Below are 23,253 nucleotides of genomic sequence, written 5' to 3' on the forward strand. Positions count from 1 at the left end.
TCCCTCCGCTGCGGCGGCGGCAGCCGGCCGCCAGGCAGCGGGCATAGCCGGGTGGGCGGCGGCTGCCCAGCCATCGCCCGGTCACAGCGTGTCGTCCGATCCGATCGCCTGATACAGCGTCACCCGGTTGGCGAGGTCGGTGAGCGCCGCCGAGATCGCGGTCTGCTGCGCGCTGTACAGCGTCCGCTGCGCGACCAGCGCGGTGAGGAAACTGTCGCTGCCCTCGCGATAGCGCGCCTCGCCGATCGCATAGCTCGCCTGCGCGGCGGCGACGAGATCGGCCTGCGCCTGGCGCTGCCGCGCGATCGTGCCGCGGCGGGCGAGGCCGTCGGCGACCTCGCGATAGGCGGTCTGCGCCGCCTTGCGATAGGTGGCGAGATAATAGTCCACCTGCGCGCGCGCATAATCGAGATTGCCGCGATTGGTGCCGCCGAGGATCGGCACGCTGACCGACGGTGTCGTCGTCCAGGTCGAGCCGGAGAACAGCCCGGTCAGCGCGCTGCTGGCGAGGCCGAGCACGCTGGTCAGCGAGATCTGCGGGAAGAAGGCGGCACGCGCCGCGCCGACATTGGCGTTCGCGCCGAGCAATTGATGCTCGGCCTCGACCACGTCGGGCCGGTCGAGCAGCACCGCCGACGACAGGCCGGCGGGGACGGTGGCGATGCCGGCGTCGAGCGCGGTCAGGCTGGCGGGCAGCAACGCATCCTCGACGTGCGCGCCGACGAGCAGATCGAGTGCATTGCGATCCTGCGCGACCTGCGTCGTACGATCGGCGACGTCCGCCTGCGCCTGTGCCAGCAGCGTGCGCGCATCGGCGAGGTCCGAGCCGCTGACCAGCCCGGCGTCGTGGAGTTCGGCGTTGAGGCCGACCGTCCGCGCGCTGCTGCGCACCTGCTCCTGCGACACCTTGAGCAGGTCCCGGTCCGCGGCGAGCGTGACATAGGCGGTCGCGGTCTCGGCGACGACGGCGAAGCGCGTCGAGCGGGCGCCACTCTGCGTCGACAGATAGGTCTCGAACGCCGCGCGCGACAGGTTCTTCTGCCGACCGAACAGGTCGAGTTCGAAATTGCTGACCCCGGCGCTCGCCGAGAACAGGTCGCCCGATCCTGCGGTCGCGGTGCCGCCGCCGGTGACCGCGCGCGCGATCGACGCCCCCGCATCGGCGGAGACGGTGGGCAGGCGATAGGACCGCTGCACGCGATATTGCGCGCGCGCCGAGGCGACGTTGGCGACCGCCGCGGCGAGATCCTGGTTCGCCGCCAGCGCGCGTTCGATGACGATGCGCAAGGTCGCGTCGGTGACCAGCGACCGCCACGGCATCCCCGCCTTGCCCGCCGCGGCGGGGGCGTAGGCGGCGCCCGCGGGCCATGACTGCGGCACCGCATCCGCCGCGGTGCGGACCTCGTGCGGCGCCAGATCGCAGGCGGCGAGCGCGCTCGCCCCGAGCAGCAGCATCGCGATGCGCAAACGGATCATGCCGCACGCTCCCTGCGTCCGTGGAACAGCCGCGCGACGACGACGAAGAACATCGGCACGTAGAAGATCGCCAGCGCGGTGGCGGTCAGCATGCCGCCGACCACCGCGGTGCCGATCGCGATCCGGCTGTTGGCGCCCGCGCCGGTGGCGACCGCCAGCGGGAAGACGCCGAAGATGAAGGCGAGGCTGGTCATCAGGATCGGCCGCAGCCGCGTCCGCGCCGCCTCCAGCGCGGCGTCGACCACGTCCTTGCCCGCGCGGCGCGCCTCCTCGGCGAATTCGACGATCAGGATCGCATTCTTGGCGGCGAGGCCGATCGTGGTGATGAGCCCGACCTGAAAATAGATGTCGTTGTCGAGCCCGCGCAGCGTCACCGCGAGCACCGCGCCGATCACGCCGAGCGGCAGCACCAGCAGCACCGCGATCGGCACCGACCAGCTTTCGTACAGCGCCGCCAGGCACAGGAAGACGATCAGGACCGACAGGCCGTAGAGCATCGGCGCCTGCCCGCTCGCCTCATTCTCTTGGAACGACAGGCCGGCCCAGGCATAGCCGGTGCCCGGCGCGAGCTGCCGTTGCAGCTTGACCATCTCGGCCATCGCCGCGCCCGAACTGCCGCCCTCGGCGGGTTCGCCCTGGATTTCGTAGGAGGAGCGGCCGTTGAACCGCGACACGCTGTTCGGCCCCTTCTCCCACGACAAGGTCGCGATCGACGAGAAGGGGACCATCGTGCCACTCGCGGTGCGCGCGAACCAGCCGCTGAGGTCGCCGGGCAGCATGCGATAGGGCGCGTCCGCCTGCATATAGACGCGCTTCACCCGGCCGCGATCGACGAAGTCGTTGACGTAGACGCCGCCCCAGGCGTTCGACAGCGTGTTGGTGACGTCGGCCTCGGTCAGGCCGAGCACGGCGAGCTTGGCGTCGTCGAGCGTCACGCGCAGTTGCGGCGTATCGGGCAATGTCGAGGCACGGACCTGCGCCAGTTTCGGATCCTTGTTGGCGGCGGCGATCAGTTTGTCGCGCAGCGCGACGAAGGCGTCGCGGCCAAGGCCGCCGGTATTGGTCAGCTCGAAGGTGAAGCCGTTCGACTGGCCGAGGCCGGAGATCGCTGGCGGCGTCAGCGGGATGACGGTCGCGTCGCGGATCGTGCCGAAATTCCGGATCGCGCGCGCGTTGATCGCCGAGGCGCTCTGGCTGGCGTCCTTGCGCTCGTCGAACGGCGTGAGGCTGGCAAAGGCCATGCCGGCATTCTGCCCCGAGCCGCTGAAGCCGAAGCCGGTGATGCTGAACACGTTTTCGATCGTCGCCTTCTCGTGCGTCGAATAATAGCTCTGGACGCGGTCGCGCACCGCCTCGGTCCGCTCGTCGGTGGCGCCGGCGGGCAGCGTGTACATCACCATCACCTGCCCCTGATCCTCGACCGGCAGGAAGCTGGTCGGCAGCCGGACGAACAGCACCGCGAGCACGACGGTGATCGCCGCGACCACCGCCAGATGCAGCCAGCGCCGGCCGATGACGCCGCGCGTCGCCGCGACGTAGCGATTGGTGGTCCGGTCGAACCAGCGGTTGAACCGGCCGAACAGGCCGGGCCGCGCCAGCGGATCGCCATGCGTCGGCTTGAGCAGCGTCGCGGTCAGCGCCGGGCTGAGCACCAGCGCGACCAGCACCGACAGCAGCATCGACGACACGATGGTGATCGAGAACTGGCGGTAGATCACCCCGGTCGAGCCGCCGAAGAACGCCATCGGCAGGAACACCGCCGACAACACCAGCGCGATGCCGACCAGCGCCGAGCCGATCTCGCCCATCGAGCGGATCGTCGCCGCTTTGGGATCGAGCGCCTCCTCGGTCATCACCCGCTCGACATTCTCGACCACGACGATCGCGTCGTCGACCAGCAGGCCGATCGCCAGCACCATCGCGAACAGCGTCAGCGTGTTGATCGAATAGCCGCAGACCGCGAGCACGCCGAACGTGCCGAGCAGCACCACCGGCACCGCGATCGCCGGGATCAGCGTCGCGCGCCAGTTCTGCAGGAAGACGAACATGACGATGATGACGAGGACGATCGCGATGGCCAGCGTCTCGACCACTTCCTCGACCGACAGTTTGACGAAGGTGGTGGTGTCGCGCGGATAGGCGATCGCATAGCCCGCCGGCAGGTTGGTCGCGAGCTCGGCCATCCGCGCCTTGACCGCGGTCGCGGTCTCCAGCGCGTCGGCGCCGGTCGCGAGCTGGATCGCCATGCCCGCGGCGGGATGGCCGTTGAGCTCGGCGGAGGTGGTGTAGCTGTCCTGCCCCAGTTCGACGCGTGCGACGTCGGACAGGCGAACGATTGCGCCCTCCGTGGTGGTCTTGAGCACGATCGCGCCGAATTGCGCGGGCGTGCTCAGCCGCGACTTGGCGCGGACGGTGGCGTTGAGCATCTGCCCCTTCACCGCGGGCAGCGCGCCGATCTGGCCAGCGGCGACGTCGACGTTCTGCGCCTCGATTGCGCTCTGCACGTCGGAGGGCATCAATTGCACCGCGGCGAGCTTGGTCGGATCGAGCCAGATGCGCATCGCATATTGCGCGCCGAACACCTGGCTCTGCCCGACGCCGTCGACGCGGGCGAGATCGTCCTGGAAATTGCTGACCAGATAATCGGCGATGTCGCTCGCCGATGCCTTGTCGCTTTTGTCGTAGAGCGCGACGATCATCAGGAAGTCGCTGTTCGACTTGGTCACGGTCACGCCCTGCGACGTCACCGCCGAGGGCAGCCGCGCGCTCGCCTGCTGCACCTTGTTCTGCACCTGCACCTGCGCGGTATCGGGGTCGGTGCCCTTGGCGAAGGTGACGGTGATCGACGCCGAGCCCGCGGAATTGGAGCTGGACTGGAAATATTGGAGCCCGTCGATGCCGGTGAGCTGCTGCTCGATCACCTGCGTCACGCTGGTCTCCAGAGTCTCGGCGGAGGCGCCGGGATAGGTGGCGCTGATCGCGATCGTGGGCGGCGCGACGTCGGGATATTGCGCGATCGGCAGCGACCGCAGCCCGGCGACGCCGCCGAGCATGATGCAGATCGCGATCACCCAGGCGAAGATGGGGCGTTCGACGAAGAAGCGGCTGATCCCCATGTCAGCGCTCCTGTTTCACGGCGACGGGCTTGACCGTCGCGCCCGGCTGCGCCTTGTCGGTGCCCTCGACGATCAGCCGGTCGCCCGCCTTCAGCCCGGCGGTGACCAGCCAGTTGCTGCCGATCGCCTCGCCGGTGGTGATCTGGCGTTGCACCACCTTGTCGTCGGCGCCGACCACCAATGCGGTGGCATTGCCCTTGGCGTCGCGGGTGATGCCCCGCTGCGGTGCGAGGATGCCGTTGCGCACCACCGTCTGCGGCACGGTGACGCGGACGAACATGCCGGGCAGCAGCAGCCCCTGCGGATTGGGGAAGCGCGCGCGCAGCGTGACGGTGCCGGTGGTGGCGTCGACCGTCGCCTCGCCGAACTCGATCCGTCCCGCCTGCGGATAGGCGCGGCCGTTGTCGAGCGTCAGGCGAACGGTGGTGCTCGCCGGCAGCGCCGAACCGCTGGCGAGGCTCTGGCGCAGGTCGAAGACGTCGCTGCTCGACTGCTGGATATCGACGAAGATCGGGTCGAGCTGCGCGATCGTCGCCAGCGCGGTCGTCTGCGCGGCGGACACCAGCGCGCCCTGCGTATAGGTCGAGCGGCCGATCCGCCCCGAGATCGGCGCATAGACGCGCGTGAAGCCGAGCTGCACGTTCGCGGTGCGCAGCGTCGCGCGATATTGCGCGATGCTCGCCCGCGCCTGGCGTGCGGTGGCGACCGCATCGTCGACGTCCTGCCGCGCGACCGCGTCTGCGCTCTGCAACCGGCCGTAGCGCGCGACCTTGGCCTGCGCGGTCGCCGCCTGCGCCTCGGCGCTGGCGACCTGCGCCGCCGCCTCGTCGCGGGTGGCGCGATAGAGGCGCGGATCGATCTGGTAGAGTGGCTGGCCGGCGCGGACCAGTGCGCCCTCGGTGAACAGCCGCGCCTTGATGATGCCGTCGACCTGCGGGCGCACCTCGGACATCGCGGTCGCGGCGGTGCGGCCGGTCAGCACCGTCGTCGTGGTGACCGGCGAGGTGGTGAGCGTGACGACGCCGACCTCGGCGGGCGGCGGCGGTGCCATGCCGCCCTTCGAACCGCCGCCGCAGCCGGCGAGCGCGAGCGCGAGCGCGAGAGACGCCGCGACACACGGAGAGACGGGTTTCATGCCGCGCGACCGCCTGCATCCCGATCGACACCCGAACCGGAGAAAAACGCGAGAGGATGGCAAGCGAACATGGCGGAGGACCCCGATGAAGGTCAGTCCCTCTATTCCGATCCGGTGGGGGGAGACAGACATGGTCCGTAAGCGAATGTAATGGTTTGTAACGGGTGGTTTCTATAGTCTTGCGACCCGTATCGGATACTTGGCTCGATAAAGGCTTCGCGGATGATCATGACATGTTCGCACCGCGTCGACCTCTAAGGAGCTTGGGTTTGTGATCGTGGGTGTGGGCCATCTATTGCCGCGTGAGGCGTTCGATCCGCCGTCCGCTGGGTGAACCCCTTCGCATTTGATCGCGCTGCCTGCTTGCAGCATGATCATCGCACGCCAGACAATAGGCGGAAGGATAGAGGGTGTCGTGAACGGGTCGCTGCGGTGATCGTCGAATCATGCTGGCGCTCGCGGCGCCGCGCGGCGGTATTGCGGACCGGCGCGGCGATGCCGCAGACGACATTCCTCTGATCCTTTCCGACCTCGAGCAATGATTTCGAGAATTGTGCAGGTCGGCGACTGTGCTGGACCCGGCCGTAACGGAATGGATAGCAGATGACGAAGAATCGTTGGATCGTCCTGGTCGCCCTGGCCTATATGCTTTCTATCGGGATGGCGCTGCCCATCTATGCGGGCAGCGTGATCAACACGTCGATGGTCGTCGACATGGGCTGGAACCGGCAGACGCTCGGGCTGCTGGTCGGTGCGAACATGATCGTCAATGGCCTGCTCGCCCCGGGCGGCGCGTTCGTCGTGCAGAAGATCGGCGTCCGTCATGCGCTGATCGCCGGTGCGACGCTGATGGCGCTCGTCAGCGCCGCGCTGGCGACGATCGTCACCGCGCCGTGGCAGGCGATCCTCGCCTTCGGCCTCGGCCTCGGCATCGCCGGCAATCTGACCGGGATCATCGCCTGCCAGACCGGCGTCGCGCAATGGTTCGACGAGCAGCGCACCACGGCGCTGTCGCTGCTCTACGCGGCGATGGGGGTCGGCGGCTTCGCCTCGGTATGGATCGTGACGCGCGCGATCGAGGCGTCGCACGACTGGCGTGCCGGCTGGTGGATCTTCGCGGTGGCGGCGGCGGCGGGCGCCATCGTCGCGACGCTGGTCATCCGTAACCGGCTGGACGCATCGGGCACCATGGCCGGTCCCGGCATGCCGATCGCGCCGGACAGCGGTGCGGCGCGTTCGGTGGACGAGACGCTCACCCTCGGCGGGGCGCTGCGCTCGCCGTTCCTGTGGGCGGTGTGTCTGTGCATGCTCGCCTCGACATCGGCGGCGGCGTTCGTCGTGGCGCACGTCCAGGCGTATCTGCGCGACGTGGGCTTCTCGCCGACCGGTGCGGCATCGGCGGTGTCGCTGTTCTCGCTGGCGACATTGGGCGGCAATCTCGCCGTCGGGCCGATCGCCGCCAAATCCTCGCCGCGCATCGCTTATGCCGCGGCACTTGGCACGCTGGCGATCGCCATGCTCATCCTCATCAACGTACACGGATCACCGATGCTGTATGCCTTCGCGATCATCGCGGGCATCGGATTCGGGGCGAGCCAGGTCGGGTCGATGGCGATCCTCGGGCATTACTGGAGCACGCGGCTGTTCCCTGCGCTGACGGCGCTGGGCCTGCTGATCCAGACCGCGGGCGGCGGTGCCGTGCCGATCATCGCCGGCGCCTATTTCGACGCCAATCACAATTACACCGCGATCCTCGTTGCGATCGTGCTGCTCAACGTCATCGGCGCGGCGGTGCTGATGGTCGCCCGCCCGCCGGTCCACGCGCCGGTCGCTGCGGTCGCCTGACGCGCCACGCCGCGCGTCGTTCACGCGGCGGACGCACACGCATTCGACCTACCGTCGCCGCATGCGGGTTCCTAGCCATCGCGCGATGCCGACCGGTGGCCAGGAACAGGAAAGACCCGATGAACAAGCTATTCGACTCCCCCGACGCTGCCGTCGCCGATATCGCGGACGGCGCGACCGTCGCGATCGCCGGGTTCGGGGTCGGCCACAGCTATCCCAACAGCCTGACCGTCGCATTGCGCGATCAGGGGGCGACGCATCTGCGCGTGGTCGCCAATTCGCTCGGCGGTGGCGGCCAGCACCGGCCGCAGATCCTGGTGGAGAACGGCCAGGTCGACGCGGTCGTCCTGTCGTTCTCGGCCCGTCCCGGCATCGCCTCGCCCGAGGAGGCGCTGGTCGCCGAAGGCAAGCTCGACCTCGAAATGGTGCCGCAGGGCATTCTGGTCGACCGCCTGCGTGCCGCGGCGGCGGGGCTGCCCGCCTTCTATAGCCCCGTCACGGTCGGCACGCCGCTGGCCGATGGCAAGGAAGTCCGCGATTTCGACGGCAAGGCGTATGTGCTCGAACGCAGCCTGCCGGTCGATGTCGCGCTGATCCGCGGCTGGCGGGCCGACCGCTTCGGCAACGTCCAGTTCCGGGGCAGCAGCGCACATTTCCACGCATCCTTCGCCAAGGCCGCCCGGCTCGCGATCGTCGAGGTGCAGGAGATCGTCGAACCGGGCGTCATCGCGCCCGACCAGATCGATCTGCCCGGCATATTCGTTCATCGCGTGGTCCAGTCGACGATCACGATCGGGGCGAGTGCAGGGCGGATGGGACGGCGCGCCCCCGAAAGCGGGCGCGACTATCTCGGCAAGCCGGCGCTGTCCCGATCGGCGATCGCGCGGCGTGCCGCGGCGCTCGTTCCCGATGGCAGCTACATCAATCTCGGCTCGGGTCTGCCGACGCTGGTGGCGGGTCATATCCGCGGCCGCGAGGTCTTCTTGCATGCCGAAAACGGCGCGCTGGGCTATGACCTGCTCGACGATCCCGAGGACTATGACCCGGACTTCTTCGACGCGGCGGGCAATTTCATCCGGCTGCGGTCCGGCGGCGCGGTGTTCGAAAGCGTCGCGTCGTTCGAGATCGCGCGGTCGGGCAAGCTGTCCGCGATCATGCTCGGCGCCTATCAGGTCAGCGAGGCCGCCGACCTCGCCAATTGGGCGACGCCGGGCCAGCAGGGTGGCGGCATCGGCGGCGCGATGGATCTGGCCGCATCGGGTGCGCCGGTGATCGTGGTCATGGAGCATACCGACAGCAAGGGGCGCCCGAAGCTGGTCGCCGACTGTGCCTATCCGCTGACCGCGCCGGGCTGCGTCACGACGATCGTCACCGATCTGGCGCTGTTTCAGTGGCGCGACGGTCGCTTCGTCGTCGAGGAGATCGCGCCAGGATTCACCCGGGAGGACATCCGCGGCCTGACGCCGATGCGGTTCGATTTCGCCGCCACCCTTGGCGTGCTGGGCGAGGGCTGATGCGCGCCGGCCGATCGTCGCGGTACACGCAGCGGACCATGATGTGTCGACACTTCCCGTTGCGCAGGCCGGAGCATAGCCTTTCTACTATGATCTAGCGAACCGTTCATCTCCAATAGTCGGATGGTTCCGCAGGGAAATGTCCGGCTTGCGGCCAAATTGAACTCCGGCGGCAAATCGTTTCTGCGCCGCTTAATGCGAACAAAACTATAAAACGGCCGCAAGTGTTTGAAGCGGCGTGCAAAAACATGAGAGGATATTCGATGGCCCGTTGTGTGGGAGGCCTGCTCGCGCGCGTCAGCGTGAGCGCTCTGTTGCTTGGCATAGCCGCGCCCAACGTGGCGTTCGCACAGTCCGCGACCCCGTCGGTACCCTCCGCCACGACGCCGTCGGTATCGACGGACGGACAGGTCCAGCCACAGGCCCGGTCGGGCACGGCCGCCGCCGCCCCGGCACCCACGTCGCAGACCGCGCCGCCTGCCAACAGCGATATCATCGTCACCGCACAATTCCGTTCGCAGCGGCTGCAGGATACGCCGCTGGCGATCACCGCGATCAGCGCTGCCGACCTCGAGAAGCGCAACCAGACGAGCGTCGTCGATCTCGCCGGCAACGCGCCCAACATCACGATCCTGAAAGGCGGGTCGGGCTATGGCCTGACCCCGACGATCAGCATTCGCGGCGTCGGTGCCGGCGATTATAATTTCGCGCTGAGCCCCGCTGTCGGCGTCTATCTCGACGATGTCTATATGCCGACGTTGTTCGGTTCCGCGTCGGATCTGGTCGATATCGATCGCGTCGAGGTCCTGCGCGGGCCGCAGGGGACGCTTTCGGGCAAGAATTCCGTTGGCGGTGCGATCAAGATCTTCTCGAAAGCTCCGGACAACGATTTCGGCGGCGTCGTCGAGGGCGGATATGGATCCTACGATACGGTGCGCCTGCGCGGGGCGATCAACATCCCCATCGTCAAGGATACGCTGGCGCTGCGGATCACTGGCGCCTTTTCGCGCGAGGACGGCTATCTCACCCGCATCGATTACGGCTGCCGCTTTCCCAATTCGGGGATAGCCGCGACGACGACCGCATCGAATTGCGTGCTGGGCAAGGAGGGCGGCACCAATCACCGTGGCATCCGCGGCCAGCTGCGCTGGACGCCGACCGCTGCGCTGCAAGTCGATCTCAGCGCCGATTATACGAAGATCGACGACCAGCCCGCCGCGACCAAGCTGACCTATGCGCGTAACCCGCAGAACATCCCGCAGACGAACTTCGCGCAATTCCTGACCGACGCGCGGTTCGTCAACTACGCGACCAATTGCGTCGCCGAACTTGGCTATTGCCAGCCGTCGGTCGCGAAGTCCGATCCCTGGGGCGTGTCGGCGCGGGTCAGCTACGATTTTGGGCACAAGCTGTCGCTGGTCTCGATCTCGGCCTATCGCGCCTATACCGCGCGCTTCACCAGCGACGGCGATGCCGGCCCGCTGACCGCGCTGCAGCAGGACAACCAGCTCAAATACCGGACGTTCACGCAGGAACTGCGGCTGAACGGGTCGCTCGGGTCGCTCGACTGGACGCTCGGCGGCTTCTACTCCACCGATCGCGGCGTCCAGGCCGGGCGACAGAACGTCGGTTACGTCGGGGTGCCGTTTCCGCCCTTCGCGCAATTGTCCGATTTCAACCAGAACGACGTCATCACGGCGAGCAGCCTCGCGGGCTTCGTCCACGGCGTGTATCACTTCAACGACAAACTCAACCTGACGCTCGGCTATCGCCGCACGCACGACGCGCGCGACTATACGTTCAACCGGACCGCCAATACCCCGGCGGCCGATCTGGCGGCGTCGATCAACGGAACGACGAGCCGGTTCCGCGGCAACTCCAACGATTACCGCGCGACGCTCGACTATCGCTGGTCGAACCAGATCCTGACCTATGCCACCTTCTCCACCGGCTTCCGCGGCGGCGGCATCAATCCCCGTCCGTTCGTGGCCAGCCAGGTCGTGCCATTCGGACCGGAGCGCCTGAAGAATTACGAGATCGGCATGAAGACCGATCTGTTCGACCGGCGACTGCGATTGAACGCCAGCGCGTTTTACGATCGCTACAACGACATCCAGGAAACGATCACCAGCGGCTACGGCGGTTTTCCGATCTCGGCAGTGCCGGTCAATTCGGGCGATGCGACGCTGAAGGGCGTCGAACTCGAAATGAACGCGCGCCCGTTCGGCGCGCTGCAGCTCGACGGTTCGGTAAGCTACATCAAGTTCGACTTCACGCGCCTGTCGGCCGATGCGCTCGCCTCGGGGCTGACCAGGGACATGGTGTCGCCGTTCACCCCATCGTGGAAGGCGAGCCTCGGCGCGCAATATGCGGTCGACCTCGATCGCTTCGGGGTGCTGACGCCGCGTCTCGACGTCAACTACCAGTCGTCGCTCTACACGCAGGCGGTGAACAACGATCGCAACAAATTGCAGGCGTTCACCGTGCTCAACGCCAAGCTGAGCTATGCGCCGCGGGATTCGGCCTGGCTGTTCTCGATGGCGGTCACCAACGTCACCGACAAATATTATTTCGTGAACATCGACGACACGTATCAGGGGACGGGAACGACCCGCGCGACGCCGGCGCGGCCGCGGACCGCATTCTTCTCGGTGAAGCGGACGTTCTGAACCGGTGTCTACCGGCGCGTACACGATACGGACGCCGCCCGGTTGCCGATGTCGCCGCCCCCCGGATCGACCTACCATCACGCCAACGACCGAGCACATACTCGGGCAGTAGGATGAGGTTTTCCATGGCTACCGCAATTGCACCCGCGCTTCGCGCCCTCGTGCCGCCCGAACCCGAACTGACGCCCGAGGCCATGATCGCGCGTGCGCATGCGATGATCCCGACGCTGCGCGCGCGGCAGGCGCAGGCGGAGGCGGCGGGTCGCCTGCTCGAGGAGACCAATCGCGACTTTCTGGGAGCGGGGTTCTACCGGATCGTGCAGCCGCGCCGCTTCGGCGGTTATGAATTCGGGCTGCCGACCTATGTCCGCGTCATGATTGAGATCGCGCGCGGCTGCCCGTCGAGCGGCTGGGTGCTCGCGCTGGTGTCGGGCCATCCGATCATGCTCGCCGATTTCGACGAGCGCGCGCAGGAAGAGGCCTATGGCGACGACGGCGACTATCGCTGTCCGTCAGTCGGCTCGCCGGTGCCGGTCAAGCCGGAGAAGGACGGCTTCCGCGTCAGCGGCGCGTGGGACTATACTTCGGGCTGCGACATATCGACGCATGCGATGGTCAGCGGCCTGATCCCCGACGGCAAGGGCGGCATGACCGCGCGCCTGATGCTGGTCGACCGCGCCGACTATACGATCGTCGACAATTGGCGCATGATGGGGATGCAGGGCACCGGATCGCGGCAGGTCGTGGTGAAGGACGTGTTCGTGCCTGGCTATCGCACCGCGCCGATGGCGATGTGGCTGGCGCGGGGCGAGAATGCCGCGCACGCCAATCCGATGTACAACGGCCGCAAGGGCTCGTTCTTCCTCATCGAACTGGGCGCGGTCGTCGTCGGCACCGTCAAGGGCGCACTCGATCTGTACGAGGATATCTGTCGCACCAAGACGATGCGCTTCCCGCCGAAGGTGTTCCTGTACGAAAGCCATGAGTTTCAGCAATATTTTGGCGACGCCCAGGCCAAATTGGACGCGGCCGAGGCGCTGTTGCTCAAGGTGACCGAGCACTACGTCGAGGCGTGCAGTGCCGATCCGGTCACCGGTGGCGACTTCAGCGAGGAAACCGATCGCCGGCTGTTCGCCGCCGCGCAGGAGGCCTGCAAGATGGCCTGGGATGCGCTGGAGATCATCTTCACCACCGCGGGAACCAGCATCGGCCAGCGCGATTCGATGTTGGCGCGCATCTATCGCGACGCCAGCGTGCAGAAGACGCATTTTGTCCAGCAGAGGTCGCGCACCGCGGTGAACGCCGCCCGCCTGCACTTCGGCCTGTCGCCGCTGACGCCGTTCTGAGCCGTGGCCATCGCATCGGATCCGACCGCCGGCGGCGCCACGCCGGACCCCGATCACGTGCGCGACGAATTCCGCCGTCGCCGTGGTCATTGGCATGACGATTGGGAGGCGATGCTCGCCTATTCGCCGGCCTATGTCGCCGCCTATCTCGATTTCTCGGTCTATGCTGCGGAGCGCGGCGCGCTGACGCCGCGGTTCATCGAATTGCTGTACGTCGCGACCAATTGCACGCCGACGCATATGTTCGATCGCGGCCTGCGCAATCACGCGCGTCAGGCGCTGGCGATGGGCGTTACCCGCGACGAGCTTTTGTCGGTGGCGGCGACCGTGAGCGCAATGGGGATCCACTCCTATCTGCTCACCGCACAGGCGGTGACCGATCTGGTGCCCGAGGCGGGGACGGAGGCGGATCCGCATGCGATCCAGCGGGCATTCGACGCGCATGCCGCGCTGTTCGGCGAGGTTCTCGACGATGTCGACGTCGCGGTTCGCGTCGATCCGGACTTCTACCTGCACTGGCTCAATTTCGTCGCCGCCCCCGTGCGCGGCGCCAAAGCGGGGCTGTCGGCCAAGGAGGCGCATCTCATCTCGCTCGCGGTCCACGCGCAATGCACGCAGCTGAACGCGGCCGGGGTGCGACATCACGCCCGCGCGGCGATCGCGCACGGGGCGAGCGTCGAGGAAGTGCTCGACGTCGGGCGGTTGATCTCCAGCATGGGCATCCATGCGATGGTCTTCGCGCTGCCGATCATCAACGATCTCACCGGGCTGGATTCGTGACGATGGGAAGCGATTTCGCTTATACCGGCGGCGGCGTGTCCGCCCGGGGCTATTATGCCGAACCGGCGACGCGCGACATCCGTGGCGCGGTGCTGGTCTTTCCCGAGGCGCCCGGCATCGGCGGCCATGTGCGACGGCGCGTCGACGCGCTCGCCGCGGCCGGTTATGCCGCGCTGGGCGCGGACCTGCACGGCAGGGGGCGACTGGCCGAAGGGCATGACGAGGCCCGCCGCTGGGTCGAGGCGCTGAAGGCCGATCCCGCGACCCTGATCGCGCGCATGGAAGCGGCGCTCGCCGCGCTGGTCGCGAGATGCGGTGTCGACGATCGACGCGTCGCGCTCGCCGGCTATTGTTTCGGCGGCTGGTGCGCGCTCGAACTGGCGCGCTCGGGCGCGGCGGCGGGCAGCGTCACCTCGTTCCACGGCTCGGTCGCCAGCGCGCGCGGCGTCGACGGCCTGATCGGCCGGTCCGTGCTGGTCTGTACCGGCGATGCCGATCCGTTCGTGCCGGCCGACCAGCTTGCTGCATTCGGCGCCGCGGTGCGCGGCGTGCCGGTCGATTACCAGCTGTGCGTCTATGGCGGGGTCGGCCACGGCTTCACCGACCGCGACGCACCGACCATGCCGGGCTTCGCCTACGACGCCGCCGCCGACCGGCGATCCTGGCGATCCTTCCTGCATCTGCTCGACGACCAGATGACCGCTGCCGACGTGAGGACGACGCAATGACGAGTTTCGATGGCCAGACGATCCTGATCACCGGCGCGGCGACCGGGATCGGGCGCGCGACCGCCCGCAAGCTGGCCGATCTCGGCGCGCGTCTGGTGATCGTCGATCTGGACGGCGACGGCGCGGTCGCGGCCGCCGCGTCGCTGCCCGGCGATGCGCGCGGCTATCGCTGCGACGTGCGCAGCGACGCCGACGTCGACGCGCTGCGCGCCGTCGTGCTCGCCGAATGCGGCGGTGTCGACGTCCTGGTCAACAATGCGGCCAAGCCGCCGGTGACCGGGCCGCTCGCCGACACCGATATCGAGGTGTGGCGCGACGCCCTGGACGTCAACGTCCTGGGCTATGTCCGGATGATCCGCGCCTTCCTGCCGCATATGGTCGCGCGCGGCACGGGGCGGATCGTCAACACCGCGTCCGGTCTCGCGCTGCTGCCCGATCCGCCGACCCGCTTCATGGGGCCGTATATCGCCTCCAAGGGCGCGCAGCTGGCGATGAGCTATGCCTTCGCGCATGCGCTCGAGGATACGGGCGTGACGCTGTCGGTCTTTTGTCCAGGCTTGACCGCAACCTCGGACCGCCCCGGCGGACCGCCGCCGGCGGGTGTCGGCGCGCCCACCCTCGACGATTTCCGTCGCGGCGTGCCGGCGCGGCGCGCCCGCCCCGCGACCGCCGACCATGCCGCGCAGACGTTCGTCGACGGGCTGCTCAGCGGCGAATTCCTCACCTGTTCGCAGGAAGGCTATCACAGCGATCTCGTCGACTTCGCCTCGGCCAATCTCGATCCCTATTCGATCGTGCGCCAGGCGCAGGCCGAGGCGGCCTGACGATGGGGCGCCTCCGCTATCTCGACAACGCTGATCTCGCCCCGGAATTCCAGGACATTCCGCGGATGAAGTCGAACATCACGCGCGCCGTCGCGCACAGCCCGAAGCTCGCGCGGCTGGTCGCGGGGCGTGGCATGTACCTGCGCCACGACAGCGGGCTCGACGCGCGATTGCGCGAACTGGCGATCCTCCAGGTCGGCTATTCGACGCGTTCCGCCTACGAATGGGCGCATCACGTCGACGTCGCGCTGTCGTTCGGCGTGACCGAGGACGATATCCGCGCGATCGCGACCGAGACCGCGGGGGAAACCTCGCATCTGGAGCCGCTGGCGGTGGCCGTGCTGGCGGCGACGCGAACGCTGACCGACGACCTGATCCTGCCCCAGCCGCTGTTCGATACGTTGGCGGCGGCGCTGCCCACCGATCAACTCGTCGATCTGCTCGTCGCGATCGGGGAATATAACGGCCTCGTCCGGGTCATGGCGGCGATCGAGATCGATCTCGAGCCCGAATACGTCCGCTATCTCGACCGCTTCCCGCTGGCGTCCCCCTCCATTTCAGCAAAGGAATCCTGATGAAACTGTTGAGCTTCAAGATCGACGGGCGCGAAAGCTTCGGCGCGGTGGTCGGCGACGAGGTCGTCGATCTCGGCCGCCGGTTCGAGGGCCGCTTCGTGACCATCGTCGACGCGCTCAGGGCCGACGCGCTGGGCGAACTGGACCGGGCCGTCGCGGGCGCGACCGGCGATCACGCGCTGGCAGACATCGAGTTTTTGCCAGTGATCCCGAACCCGCCCAAGATCATCTGCATCGGCGTGAACTACGAGACGCACCGCAACGAGATCGGTCGCGATCCGAGCGCCAAGCCAATGGTGTTCGCGCGCTTTCCGATCAGCCAGGTCGGTCACGGCGAGCCGATGATCGCGCCGCCCGAATCCGGGACCTACGATTATGAAGGCGAGATCGCGGTCATCATCGGCAAGCCCGGACGGCGCATTTCGCAGGCGGATTGCTGGGACCATATCGCCGGTTACGCGCCGTATAACGACGGCAGCATCCGCGAATGGCAGCGCCATACGCCGCAGTGGGGGCCGGGCAAGAACTGGTACAAGACCGGCGCGTTCGGCCCGTGGATGACGACGCGCGGCGAGATCGCCGACGATCAGGATCTGCACCTGAAAACCCGCCTGAACGGGGTGGAGGTGCAGAATGCCAAGAGCAGCGACATGATCTTCAAGATCCCCGAGCTGATCGAATATTGCTCCACCTTCATCCCGCTGGAAGCGGGCGACGTCATCGTCACCGGCACGCCGGGCGGTGTCGGGGTTCGGCGGGAGCCCAAGTTGTTCATGAAGGACGGCGACGTGGTCGAGGTCGAGATCACCGAGGTCGGCGTCCTCAGCAACCCGATCAGGGCGGAAGCCGTCTGATCAAACGGCACGGCGGGCGGCGGTCAGCGTCGCCCGTCTCGCCGATGGTGCCACATCGGCGCGCCGGCGACCGGACTGCGGAAGCGCAGGACATGGTCCATCCGGATCGATCCGACGTAGAGCGTGCGGCGGTTCGGCCCGCCGAAGGCGATGCTCGCCGGGAAATCCAGCAGCGACGCGTCCGGATCCTCGTACAGGCATTGCGCGATACCGTCCGGCGCGATCCGGTAGAGGGCGTTGCGCGTGACCTCCGTCACCCATAGCCCACCCTCGACGTCCCAGGCGAGACCGTCGACGATGGCGTTCGCGAACAGCGGGTCGGGGCCGAACGGCATGGCCGGGCCCAGCGTGCCGTCGGCGCCGATCGCCATCCGCACGACCCGGCCGCGCGCGGATTCGGCCAGATAGGCCCATCGCATCGGGGGATCGATGCGCAGCTCGTTGGCGAAGCACAGGCCTTGGGCCATCAGCCGCGGGCCGTCGGCGCGCAGCGACAACACATAGCCGTCGGGGATCGGCGCATCGATCGCGCGCGAGCGCGGGACGGTTCGCGTCGAGACGGTGAGCCAGAGATCGCCGCGCGGGTCGCAATAGGGGAAGTTCACCGCGCCCAGCGGCTCGCCGTCGAACCGGTCGATCAACGGCATGCTGCTGCCGTCGGGTCGCAGGGCGTGCACCGTGCCGCTGTCGATGCCGGCGAGGATCAGCGTGCCGTCACGCCGTTGAGCCACGCCGTTGGTGGCGCCGCCGGGACAGGGAAGGTGCGTGCAGCGATCCATCGCGTCGATCCGAGTCACGCCGCCGCGCGCGTCGGAGACGAACACCGTGCCGTCGGCGGCGACGAGCACGCATTCCGGCCGGCGCAGGTCGCGCCCGATCCGGCCGGCGGGTTTCAGCAGCGCAGGCATCGCCGGCGTCAGCCGGCGCCGGCGAGCGGGATGGTGCGCGTCAGGGCGTCGAGCGCCTCGGCAGTGCGCGCCGTGCCGAAAATATAATGGTCCGGGCGGATCAGCACCGCCGCGGCATCGATGGTCGCGAGATAGTCGTGCGCCGCGTCGGTGACGATCACCACGTCCGCCCTCGACCAGATGACGCGCGTCGCCGGATCGACGGTGTCGACGATGTCGGGACGCGCGAGCAGCACGAAGCGCAACGGTGCGGCATCGTCGAGCAATGTGCCGTCGCCCAGCCGCGGCTGGGGCGCGAGCGTGCCGGCGAGCGGATCGGCCGTCGCCGCGTCGCCGCCGAGCCGCGGTCGGATCGGCACCAGCACCTGCGGTTGCGCCAGCAACGTCGCATCCCGCACGCGGGCACGATCGGGATCGCGTTCCTGGATGATCGCGCCGATCCGGTTGGCCTCGGCGATATAGTGGGTGACGTGGGGGGCGAGTTCGGCCTGATAGGTGTCCAGCAGCGCCGGCGTCGCGCGACCCTCGATCACCCAGGCCAGCTTCCACGACAGATTGGCGGCGTCACGCAGACCGGCGCACAGACCCTGGCCGAGAAAGGGGGGCGTTTGATGCGCGGCGTCGCCGGCGATCAACAGCCGGCCGCTGCGCCATCGCGATGCGATGACGGAATTGAAGGTATAGACCACCGCGCGCTCCAGCTCGGCATCGTCGGGCGCGAGCCAGCGGCCCAGCAGCGCATGCACGTTTTCCGGCCGGGCGAAGTCCGCGGGGTCGTCGCCGGGCAGCAGCATGACCTCCCAGCGCCGGCGTCGACCCACTGCCTCGATATAGGTGAAGGGGCGGGCGGGATCGCAATATTGCACCGTGCCTTCGGGAAGATCGGGGGCATCCGGGCGGAGAATGAGGTCGGCGACGAGCCATCGTTCGGACGGGGCGAGCGTCCGGGTTTCCGCCCCGATCGCCTGTCGCACGCGCGACCGGGCGCCGTCGCAGCCGACCGCATAGCGTGCCCGGATAGGCGCGAGCGCGCCATCGGGGGCGGACGTGGTGAGCGTGACGCCGTCGTCATCCTGGGCGATGCCGGTGACCGTCCAGCCGAGCCGCAGGTCGATGCCCGCCACGGTCGCGGCACGCGCGCGCAGTGCGGCTTCGAGATCGGGCTGGTGAAAGCGATTGCTGTCGCGCCAGCCATGGATCCCCGGCTCGACCGGGCGCGGCCAGTCGATCAGCATTGCGCCATCGGCATCCTCGAACCGCATGCGGCGATAGATGCCGAGATGCGGCGACAGCGCGTCGGCGGCGCCCGCGGTCTGCAGGATGCGCAAAGCCTCGCCGTCGATATGCGTGGCGCGCGGCAGGGGATAGGCCTCGGCGAACTGGTCCACCAGGACCACCCGCCGGCCTTGCCGCTCGAGCAGATTGGCCAGCGTTGCGCCGACCGGGCCACACCCGATGACGGCGACGTCGTAGATTGCGTTCATCGTTGCCCCGCGGCGATCCGAGGGCGTCAGAGCGTCGCGATGTCGCGCGCGACGTCGGCGCTCCATTGCCGCATCGGCGTGAAGCCGGGTGCCTTGCGACACATCGCCTCCGTCTGCGCGACGATCTCGTCTTCGGGCGCGGCGAGGTCGATCGTCGTGCGATGCGGCTGGGTGATGTACCAGGGCGTGTCGACATAGGCCTCGACGCGATTGCCGTCGGGATCGGGGAAATACACCGACCAGGCGATGCCGTGGGTCAGCGGTTCGAGGTTCGGCACACCCTCGTCGACCAGCTTCTTGTACACGCGCTGCAATTCGGCGAGCGTCTGCAGACGGAACGATAGCTGGTTCATCAGATGCTGGTCGCTGTCGGGCCGCCCGGTGACGAGCACGAGCTGGTGGTGCGACGTGGGGTCGGCGGTCAGGAACGCGATCGAACGGCTGTCGCTGCGCGCCTCGTCCGTCACCGCGAAACCGAAGATCTTCCGGTAGAAGGTCAGCATGCGGTCGAAATCGCTGACGTAAAGCCCGACGTGGCCAACTTCCATGACGTCTACCCTCCGGATGCGCGCAGATGCCCTCGGCACGTGCGTCTGATCGCGGCGAGCTAGGCGGGCGGGGAGGGCGGCGTAAATCCGCATCGGGATGGCGTCCGCGGGGTGAACCGCGGCCATCCGGCGGCGTCAGTCGCGCGCGTCGCGTTCGAGATTGCGTTCGATCTCGGTCTGCGCGCGCATCAATGCGGGGACGAACTGGTCGATCCCCTCCTGCACCTTGATCGCGCGCGAGATCCAGGCGACGTCGATACAGGCGAGCACGCGACCGCGGAAGCGGACGGGGGCGGCGATCGAGGTGACGTGCGGATAGGCCAGCCGCTGTTCGAGCGCATAGCCCTTCTCGCGCACCGTCGCGAGCTGCGCGCGCGTCTGCGTCCCCACCCGTGCCTCCGGATCGACCGGATCGCCGAACCGCTCGATATGGCGCAGGATCAGGTCCGTCTCCTGGTCGGGCGCGAACGCCAGATAGGCCCGTCCCAGCGCGCTCGTCAGCATCGAACGCGGTCGATCGTCGAAATTGCGCACGTCGATGCGGAACGGGTTTTCGAGGTGCATCGAGTCGCGACGGACCATCGCATAATCCTCGAACGTCGCGATCTCGCACGTCCAGACGACTTCCTTCTGCAACTCGGCCAGCGTCGGCGTCGCGGTCCACAGCGCCCAGGCGCGATCGGTGAGGCCATTCTCCAGCGCGCGCACCGCGAAGGTCGGGTGATAGACCTTGTCCCCGTCGACGGAGACCAGACCGCTGGCGACCAGCGTTTCGAGAATGCGGTAGACGGTGGGACGCGACAGGCCGAGTTCGTTGGCGATCTGCTGGCAGGTCGTGCCGCCGGTGTCGCTGACGATGCGCAGCGCGCTTATCCCCCTGAACAGGGCGCGGATATTCTCGTTCATCACGTGGATGTAAGCCTCCGCCCGAGCCGAGACCAGACGAAACCGGGATACACCAGGCGGACGTTGCCGCGGAGGCATTGGCGTTGCCGCACGCGCGCCAGCACAGCGGGGGACAGGTGTCGGACCACGGCACGACGGGCTCGATTGGAGGGGCGACGTGACCAACTTGGACCCCTCGCGGGCCTCGGACCCCTCGCGCGGCAAGGGCTTCGGCTGGCGGCTGCGGCTGGGCATGTTGCTGCCGTCGAGCAATCCGGTCGCCGAGCCCGAGATCACGCGCATCCTGCCCTCCGGCGTCTCGCTCAACACGACGCGGTTGAAGCTGGCGGGCAGCACGCGCGAGGACCTTCTCGGCATGACCGAGGGCGTCGAGGCGGCGGTCGGCCTGCTGAGCGACGCCGGGATCGATCGGCTGCTGTTCAACTGCACCGCGGTCTCGACGTTCGACCCGGAGATGGGAGAAGCGTTGCGATTGCGCATGGAGGCGGTCGCCGGACGCCCGGCGATCAGCACCGCCGATGGCATCGTCGCGGCGATCAGGGCGCTGGGAGCGCGCCGCGTCATGATGATCTCGCCCTATATCGCGCCGGTCGTCGAGCGCGAGGTGGCGTTCCTCCGGCATTGCGGCGTCGAGGTCGTCCACGCCTCCGGCATGGGGTTGAAGGAGGGGCGCGCGATGTCCTCGGTCGAGCCCGGCGAATGGTATCGGCAGGCGATGGACCAGGCCGGCAGCGGCGCGGACCTGTGCTTCCTCAGCTGCACCGCGATCCGCGTCTTCGGCATCATCGCCGACCTCGAACGCGACCTCGGCATGCCGGTGATGACCAGCAACCAGGCGATGATCTGGTGGTGCCTGCGCGAGGCGGGCGTCCGCGATCCGCTGCCGTCGCTCGGCCGGCTCGCCGCATGACCCGCCCCCTGGAGGAGTTTCGATGAGCATTCGCGGCAAGGCCCATATCGCCGGGGTCTTCGAACATCCCGGACGCGATCTGCCCGATCATTCGGTGCAGCAGATCCATGCCGAATGCGCGATCGGCGCGCTGGCCGATGCCGGGCTGTCGATCCGCGATGTCGACGGCTATTTCTCGACCGGGCAACTGGGCTTCGGCGGCGTCTCGCTGACCGAATATCTCGGCCTGGCGCCGCGCTATGTCGATGCGACGTTCGTCGGCGGCTCGTCCTATCTGTCGCACGTCGGCCATGCGGCGGCGGCGATCGCGGCGGGCAAATGCCGCGTCGCGCTCATCACCCAGGGCGCCAAGGTGCGCGGCGTCATCCGCGGCAACAAACATACCGCCGACACACCGGAATTTCCGTTCGAGACGGTATATGGCGAGACCAATGCGGGCATCTATGCGCTCGCCGCGCGGCGCCACATGCACGACTATGGCACGACCGCGGCGCAGCTCGCCGCCGCCAAGGTCACCGCCTCGGAATATGCGCAACACAATCCCGCTGCGCTGCTCAGGAAGCTGGTCACGGTCGACGACGTCGTCCATTCGCCGATGATCGCCGACCCGCTGCACCGGCTCGACTGCTGCGTCGTCACGGATGGCGGTGGCGCGATCGTCGTCGTCGCGCCAGAGATCGCGCGCAGCCTCCAACGCCGCTCGGTGACGGTCCTTGGCCATGGCGAGGCGATCCGGCATGGCGGTCGCGGCGCCATCGACTTCACCAGTACCGGCGCGACGATATCGGGGCCGAGCGCCTTGGCCGAGGCGGGCGTCGCGCTGGCCGACATCGATTATGCGTCGATCTACGATTCCTTCACGATCACCGTCATCATGACGCTGGAAGACCTCGGCTTCTGCAAGAAGGGGGAGGGCGGTGCGTTCGTCGCCAGCGGCGCGCTGCGCCGCGACGGTGCCATTCCCGTCAACACCGACGGCGGCGGGCTGTGCAACAACCATCCCGGCTATCAGGGCGGTATGGTCAAGATCGTCGAGGCGGTGCGGCAGCTGCGCGGCGAGGCCCATGCCGAAACGCAGGTGCGCGACTGCGAACTGGCGATCGCGCACGGCACCGGCGGCGGCATGTCGCGGCAAGCCAGCGTCTCGCTGATACTCGGACGGGAGGACGCATGATGGCCGATCCAACGACACGCGCCGGCCTGCCGACGCCGGCGCCCTATGTCTCGCCCGAGACCCGGCCGTTCTGGTCGGCGGCGAAGGCGGGCCGTCTGGTCCTGCCGTTCTGCACCGGATGCGGCGTGGCGATCTGGTATCCCAAGGCGTTCTGCAGCGCCTGCGGGTCGATGCACGTCGATTGGCGCGAGGCGTCGGGCCTCGCCACCGTCTACAGCCACAGCCACGTCCATCGCGGCGAGGGCGCCTATCGCGAAGCCGGCAGTTTCGTTCTCGCCCTTGTCGACCTCGACGAGGGGCCGAGGGTGCTGACCAATATCGTCGACATCGACCCTGCCGACGTCGCGATCGGGCAGCGGGTGCAGGTCGTGTTCCACGACGCGGGCGACGAGGCATCGCTGCCCCGGTTCGCGCCGATGGCGCCGGCCCGGGCCGCGGCAGTCCACGATTGAACGAATCCC

Annotated in this window: 19 protein-coding genes; 12 read left to right on the forward strand and 7 right to left on the reverse strand. The window is 68.1% G+C overall.

Annotated features, from left to right (window positions below):
• Window positions 1-81 precede the first annotated feature (81 nt).
• The 3 genes from MC45_RS16495 to MC45_RS16505 are packed head-to-tail and all read right to left on the reverse strand — an operon-like array spanning window position 82 to window position 5,727.
• Window positions 82-1,476, reverse strand: a complete 1,395-nt coding sequence (locus tag MC45_RS16495; RefSeq protein ID WP_038665511.1) for an efflux transporter outer membrane subunit — start codon at window positions 1,474-1,476, stop codon at window positions 82-84.
• Window positions 1,473-4,592 (reverse strand): efflux RND transporter permease subunit, encoded by a 3,120-nt coding sequence (locus MC45_RS16500; RefSeq protein WP_038665514.1) that lies wholly within the window; start codon window positions 4,590-4,592, stop codon window positions 1,473-1,475. The genes MC45_RS16495 and MC45_RS16500 overlap by 4 nt, the downstream gene beginning before the upstream one ends.
• Window position 4,593: 1 nt before the next feature.
• Window positions 4,594-5,727, reverse strand: coding sequence for an efflux RND transporter periplasmic adaptor subunit (locus MC45_RS16505; RefSeq protein ID WP_038665517.1), 1,134 nt, complete (start codon window positions 5,725-5,727; stop codon window positions 4,594-4,596).
• Window positions 5,728-6,330: 603 nt separating this feature from the next.
• Here MC45_RS16505 and MC45_RS16510 point away from each other — a divergent pair.
• The 9 genes from MC45_RS16510 (at window position 6,331) to MC45_RS16550 (ending at window position 16,862) form a co-directional block, all read left to right on the forward strand.
• Complete coding sequence (locus MC45_RS16510) at window positions 6,331-7,572, forward strand: MFS transporter (protein WP_038665520.1); 1,242 nt, start codon at window positions 6,331-6,333, stop codon at window positions 7,570-7,572.
• A 119-nt stretch (window positions 7,573-7,691) separates the two neighbouring features.
• Window positions 7,692-9,086, forward strand: a complete 1,395-nt coding sequence (locus MC45_RS16515; protein WP_038665521.1) for a 3-oxoacid CoA-transferase — start codon at window positions 7,692-7,694, stop codon at window positions 9,084-9,086.
• A gap of 263 nt (window positions 9,087-9,349) precedes the next feature.
• A complete protein-coding gene (locus MC45_RS16520) occupies window positions 9,350-11,755 on the forward strand; it encodes a TonB-dependent receptor (protein WP_156143864.1) in 2,406 nt (801 codons plus the stop codon).
• Window positions 11,756-11,880: 125 nt separating this feature from the next.
• Complete coding sequence (locus MC45_RS16525; RefSeq protein WP_038665525.1) at window positions 11,881-13,101, forward strand: acyl-CoA dehydrogenase family protein; 1,221 nt, start codon at window positions 11,881-11,883, stop codon at window positions 13,099-13,101.
• A gap of 3 nt (window positions 13,102-13,104) precedes the next feature.
• On the forward strand, window positions 13,105-13,881 hold the full coding sequence (locus tag MC45_RS16530) for a carboxymuconolactone decarboxylase family protein (protein ID WP_245640754.1): 777 nt from the start codon (window positions 13,105-13,107) through the stop codon (window positions 13,879-13,881).
• Between the two features lie 2 nt (window positions 13,882-13,883).
• Complete coding sequence (locus MC45_RS16535; protein ID WP_052075724.1) at window positions 13,884-14,609, forward strand: dienelactone hydrolase family protein; 726 nt, start codon at window positions 13,884-13,886, stop codon at window positions 14,607-14,609.
• The gene (locus MC45_RS16540) at window positions 14,606-15,433 is read left to right on the forward strand and encodes an SDR family NAD(P)-dependent oxidoreductase (protein WP_038665530.1); all 828 of its coding nucleotides are present in this window, start codon (window positions 14,606-14,608) and stop codon (window positions 15,431-15,433) included. Before MC45_RS16535 ends, MC45_RS16540 begins: the two co-directional genes overlap by 4 nt.
• Window positions 15,434-15,435: 2 nt before the next feature.
• Window positions 15,436-16,008: a carboxymuconolactone decarboxylase family protein gene (locus tag MC45_RS16545; RefSeq protein WP_038665533.1), complete on the forward strand. Its 573-nt coding sequence runs from the start codon at window positions 15,436-15,438 to the stop codon at window positions 16,006-16,008.
• A gap of 98 nt (window positions 16,009-16,106) precedes the next feature.
• Complete coding sequence (locus MC45_RS16550; RefSeq protein WP_342666995.1) at window positions 16,107-16,862, forward strand: fumarylacetoacetate hydrolase family protein; 756 nt, start codon at window positions 16,107-16,109, stop codon at window positions 16,860-16,862.
• Window positions 16,863-16,885: 23 nt separating this feature from the next.
• Here the strand turns inward: MC45_RS16550 and MC45_RS16555 are convergent, their stop codons facing one another.
• From MC45_RS16555 to MC45_RS16570, 4 genes are all read right to left on the reverse strand, one after another.
• A complete protein-coding gene (locus MC45_RS16555) occupies window positions 16,886-17,770 on the reverse strand; it encodes an SMP-30/gluconolactonase/LRE family protein (protein WP_038665537.1) in 885 nt (294 codons plus the stop codon).
• An 8-nt stretch (window positions 17,771-17,778) separates the two neighbouring features.
• On the reverse strand, window positions 17,779-19,254 hold the full coding sequence (mhpA, locus tag MC45_RS16560) for a bifunctional 3-(3-hydroxy-phenyl)propionate/3-hydroxycinnamic acid hydroxylase MhpA (protein ID WP_052075725.1): 1,476 nt from the start codon (window positions 19,252-19,254) through the stop codon (window positions 17,779-17,781).
• Between the two features lie 26 nt (window positions 19,255-19,280).
• A complete protein-coding gene (locus tag MC45_RS16565; protein ID WP_038665540.1) occupies window positions 19,281-19,802 on the reverse strand; it encodes a VOC family protein in 522 nt (173 codons plus the stop codon).
• A 135-nt stretch (window positions 19,803-19,937) separates the two neighbouring features.
• On the reverse strand, window positions 19,938-20,708 hold the full coding sequence (locus MC45_RS16570; protein WP_038665543.1) for a helix-turn-helix domain-containing protein: 771 nt from the start codon (window positions 20,706-20,708) through the stop codon (window positions 19,938-19,940).
• Between the two features lie 157 nt (window positions 20,709-20,865).
• Between MC45_RS16570 and MC45_RS16575 the strand changes: the two genes are divergently transcribed.
• From MC45_RS16575 to MC45_RS16585, 3 genes are read left to right on the forward strand one after another with little or no spacing between them, the layout of a single operon-like run.
• On the forward strand, window positions 20,866-21,618 hold the full coding sequence (locus MC45_RS16575; RefSeq protein ID WP_245640755.1) for a maleate cis-trans isomerase family protein: 753 nt from the start codon (window positions 20,866-20,868) through the stop codon (window positions 21,616-21,618).
• Between the two features lie 22 nt (window positions 21,619-21,640).
• A complete protein-coding gene (locus MC45_RS16580) occupies window positions 21,641-22,792 on the forward strand; it encodes a thiolase domain-containing protein (RefSeq protein ID WP_038665546.1) in 1,152 nt (383 codons plus the stop codon).
• Window positions 22,789-23,244, forward strand: coding sequence for a Zn-ribbon domain-containing OB-fold protein (locus MC45_RS16585; protein ID WP_245640756.1), 456 nt, complete (start codon window positions 22,789-22,791; stop codon window positions 23,242-23,244). The genes MC45_RS16580 and MC45_RS16585 overlap by 4 nt, the downstream gene beginning before the upstream one ends.
• Window positions 23,245-23,253 lie beyond the last annotated feature (9 nt).

The sequence above is a fragment of the Sphingomonas taxi genome (genome assembly GCF_000764535.1).
Taxonomy (GTDB): domain Bacteria; phylum Pseudomonadota; class Alphaproteobacteria; order Sphingomonadales; family Sphingomonadaceae; genus Sphingomonas; species Sphingomonas taxi.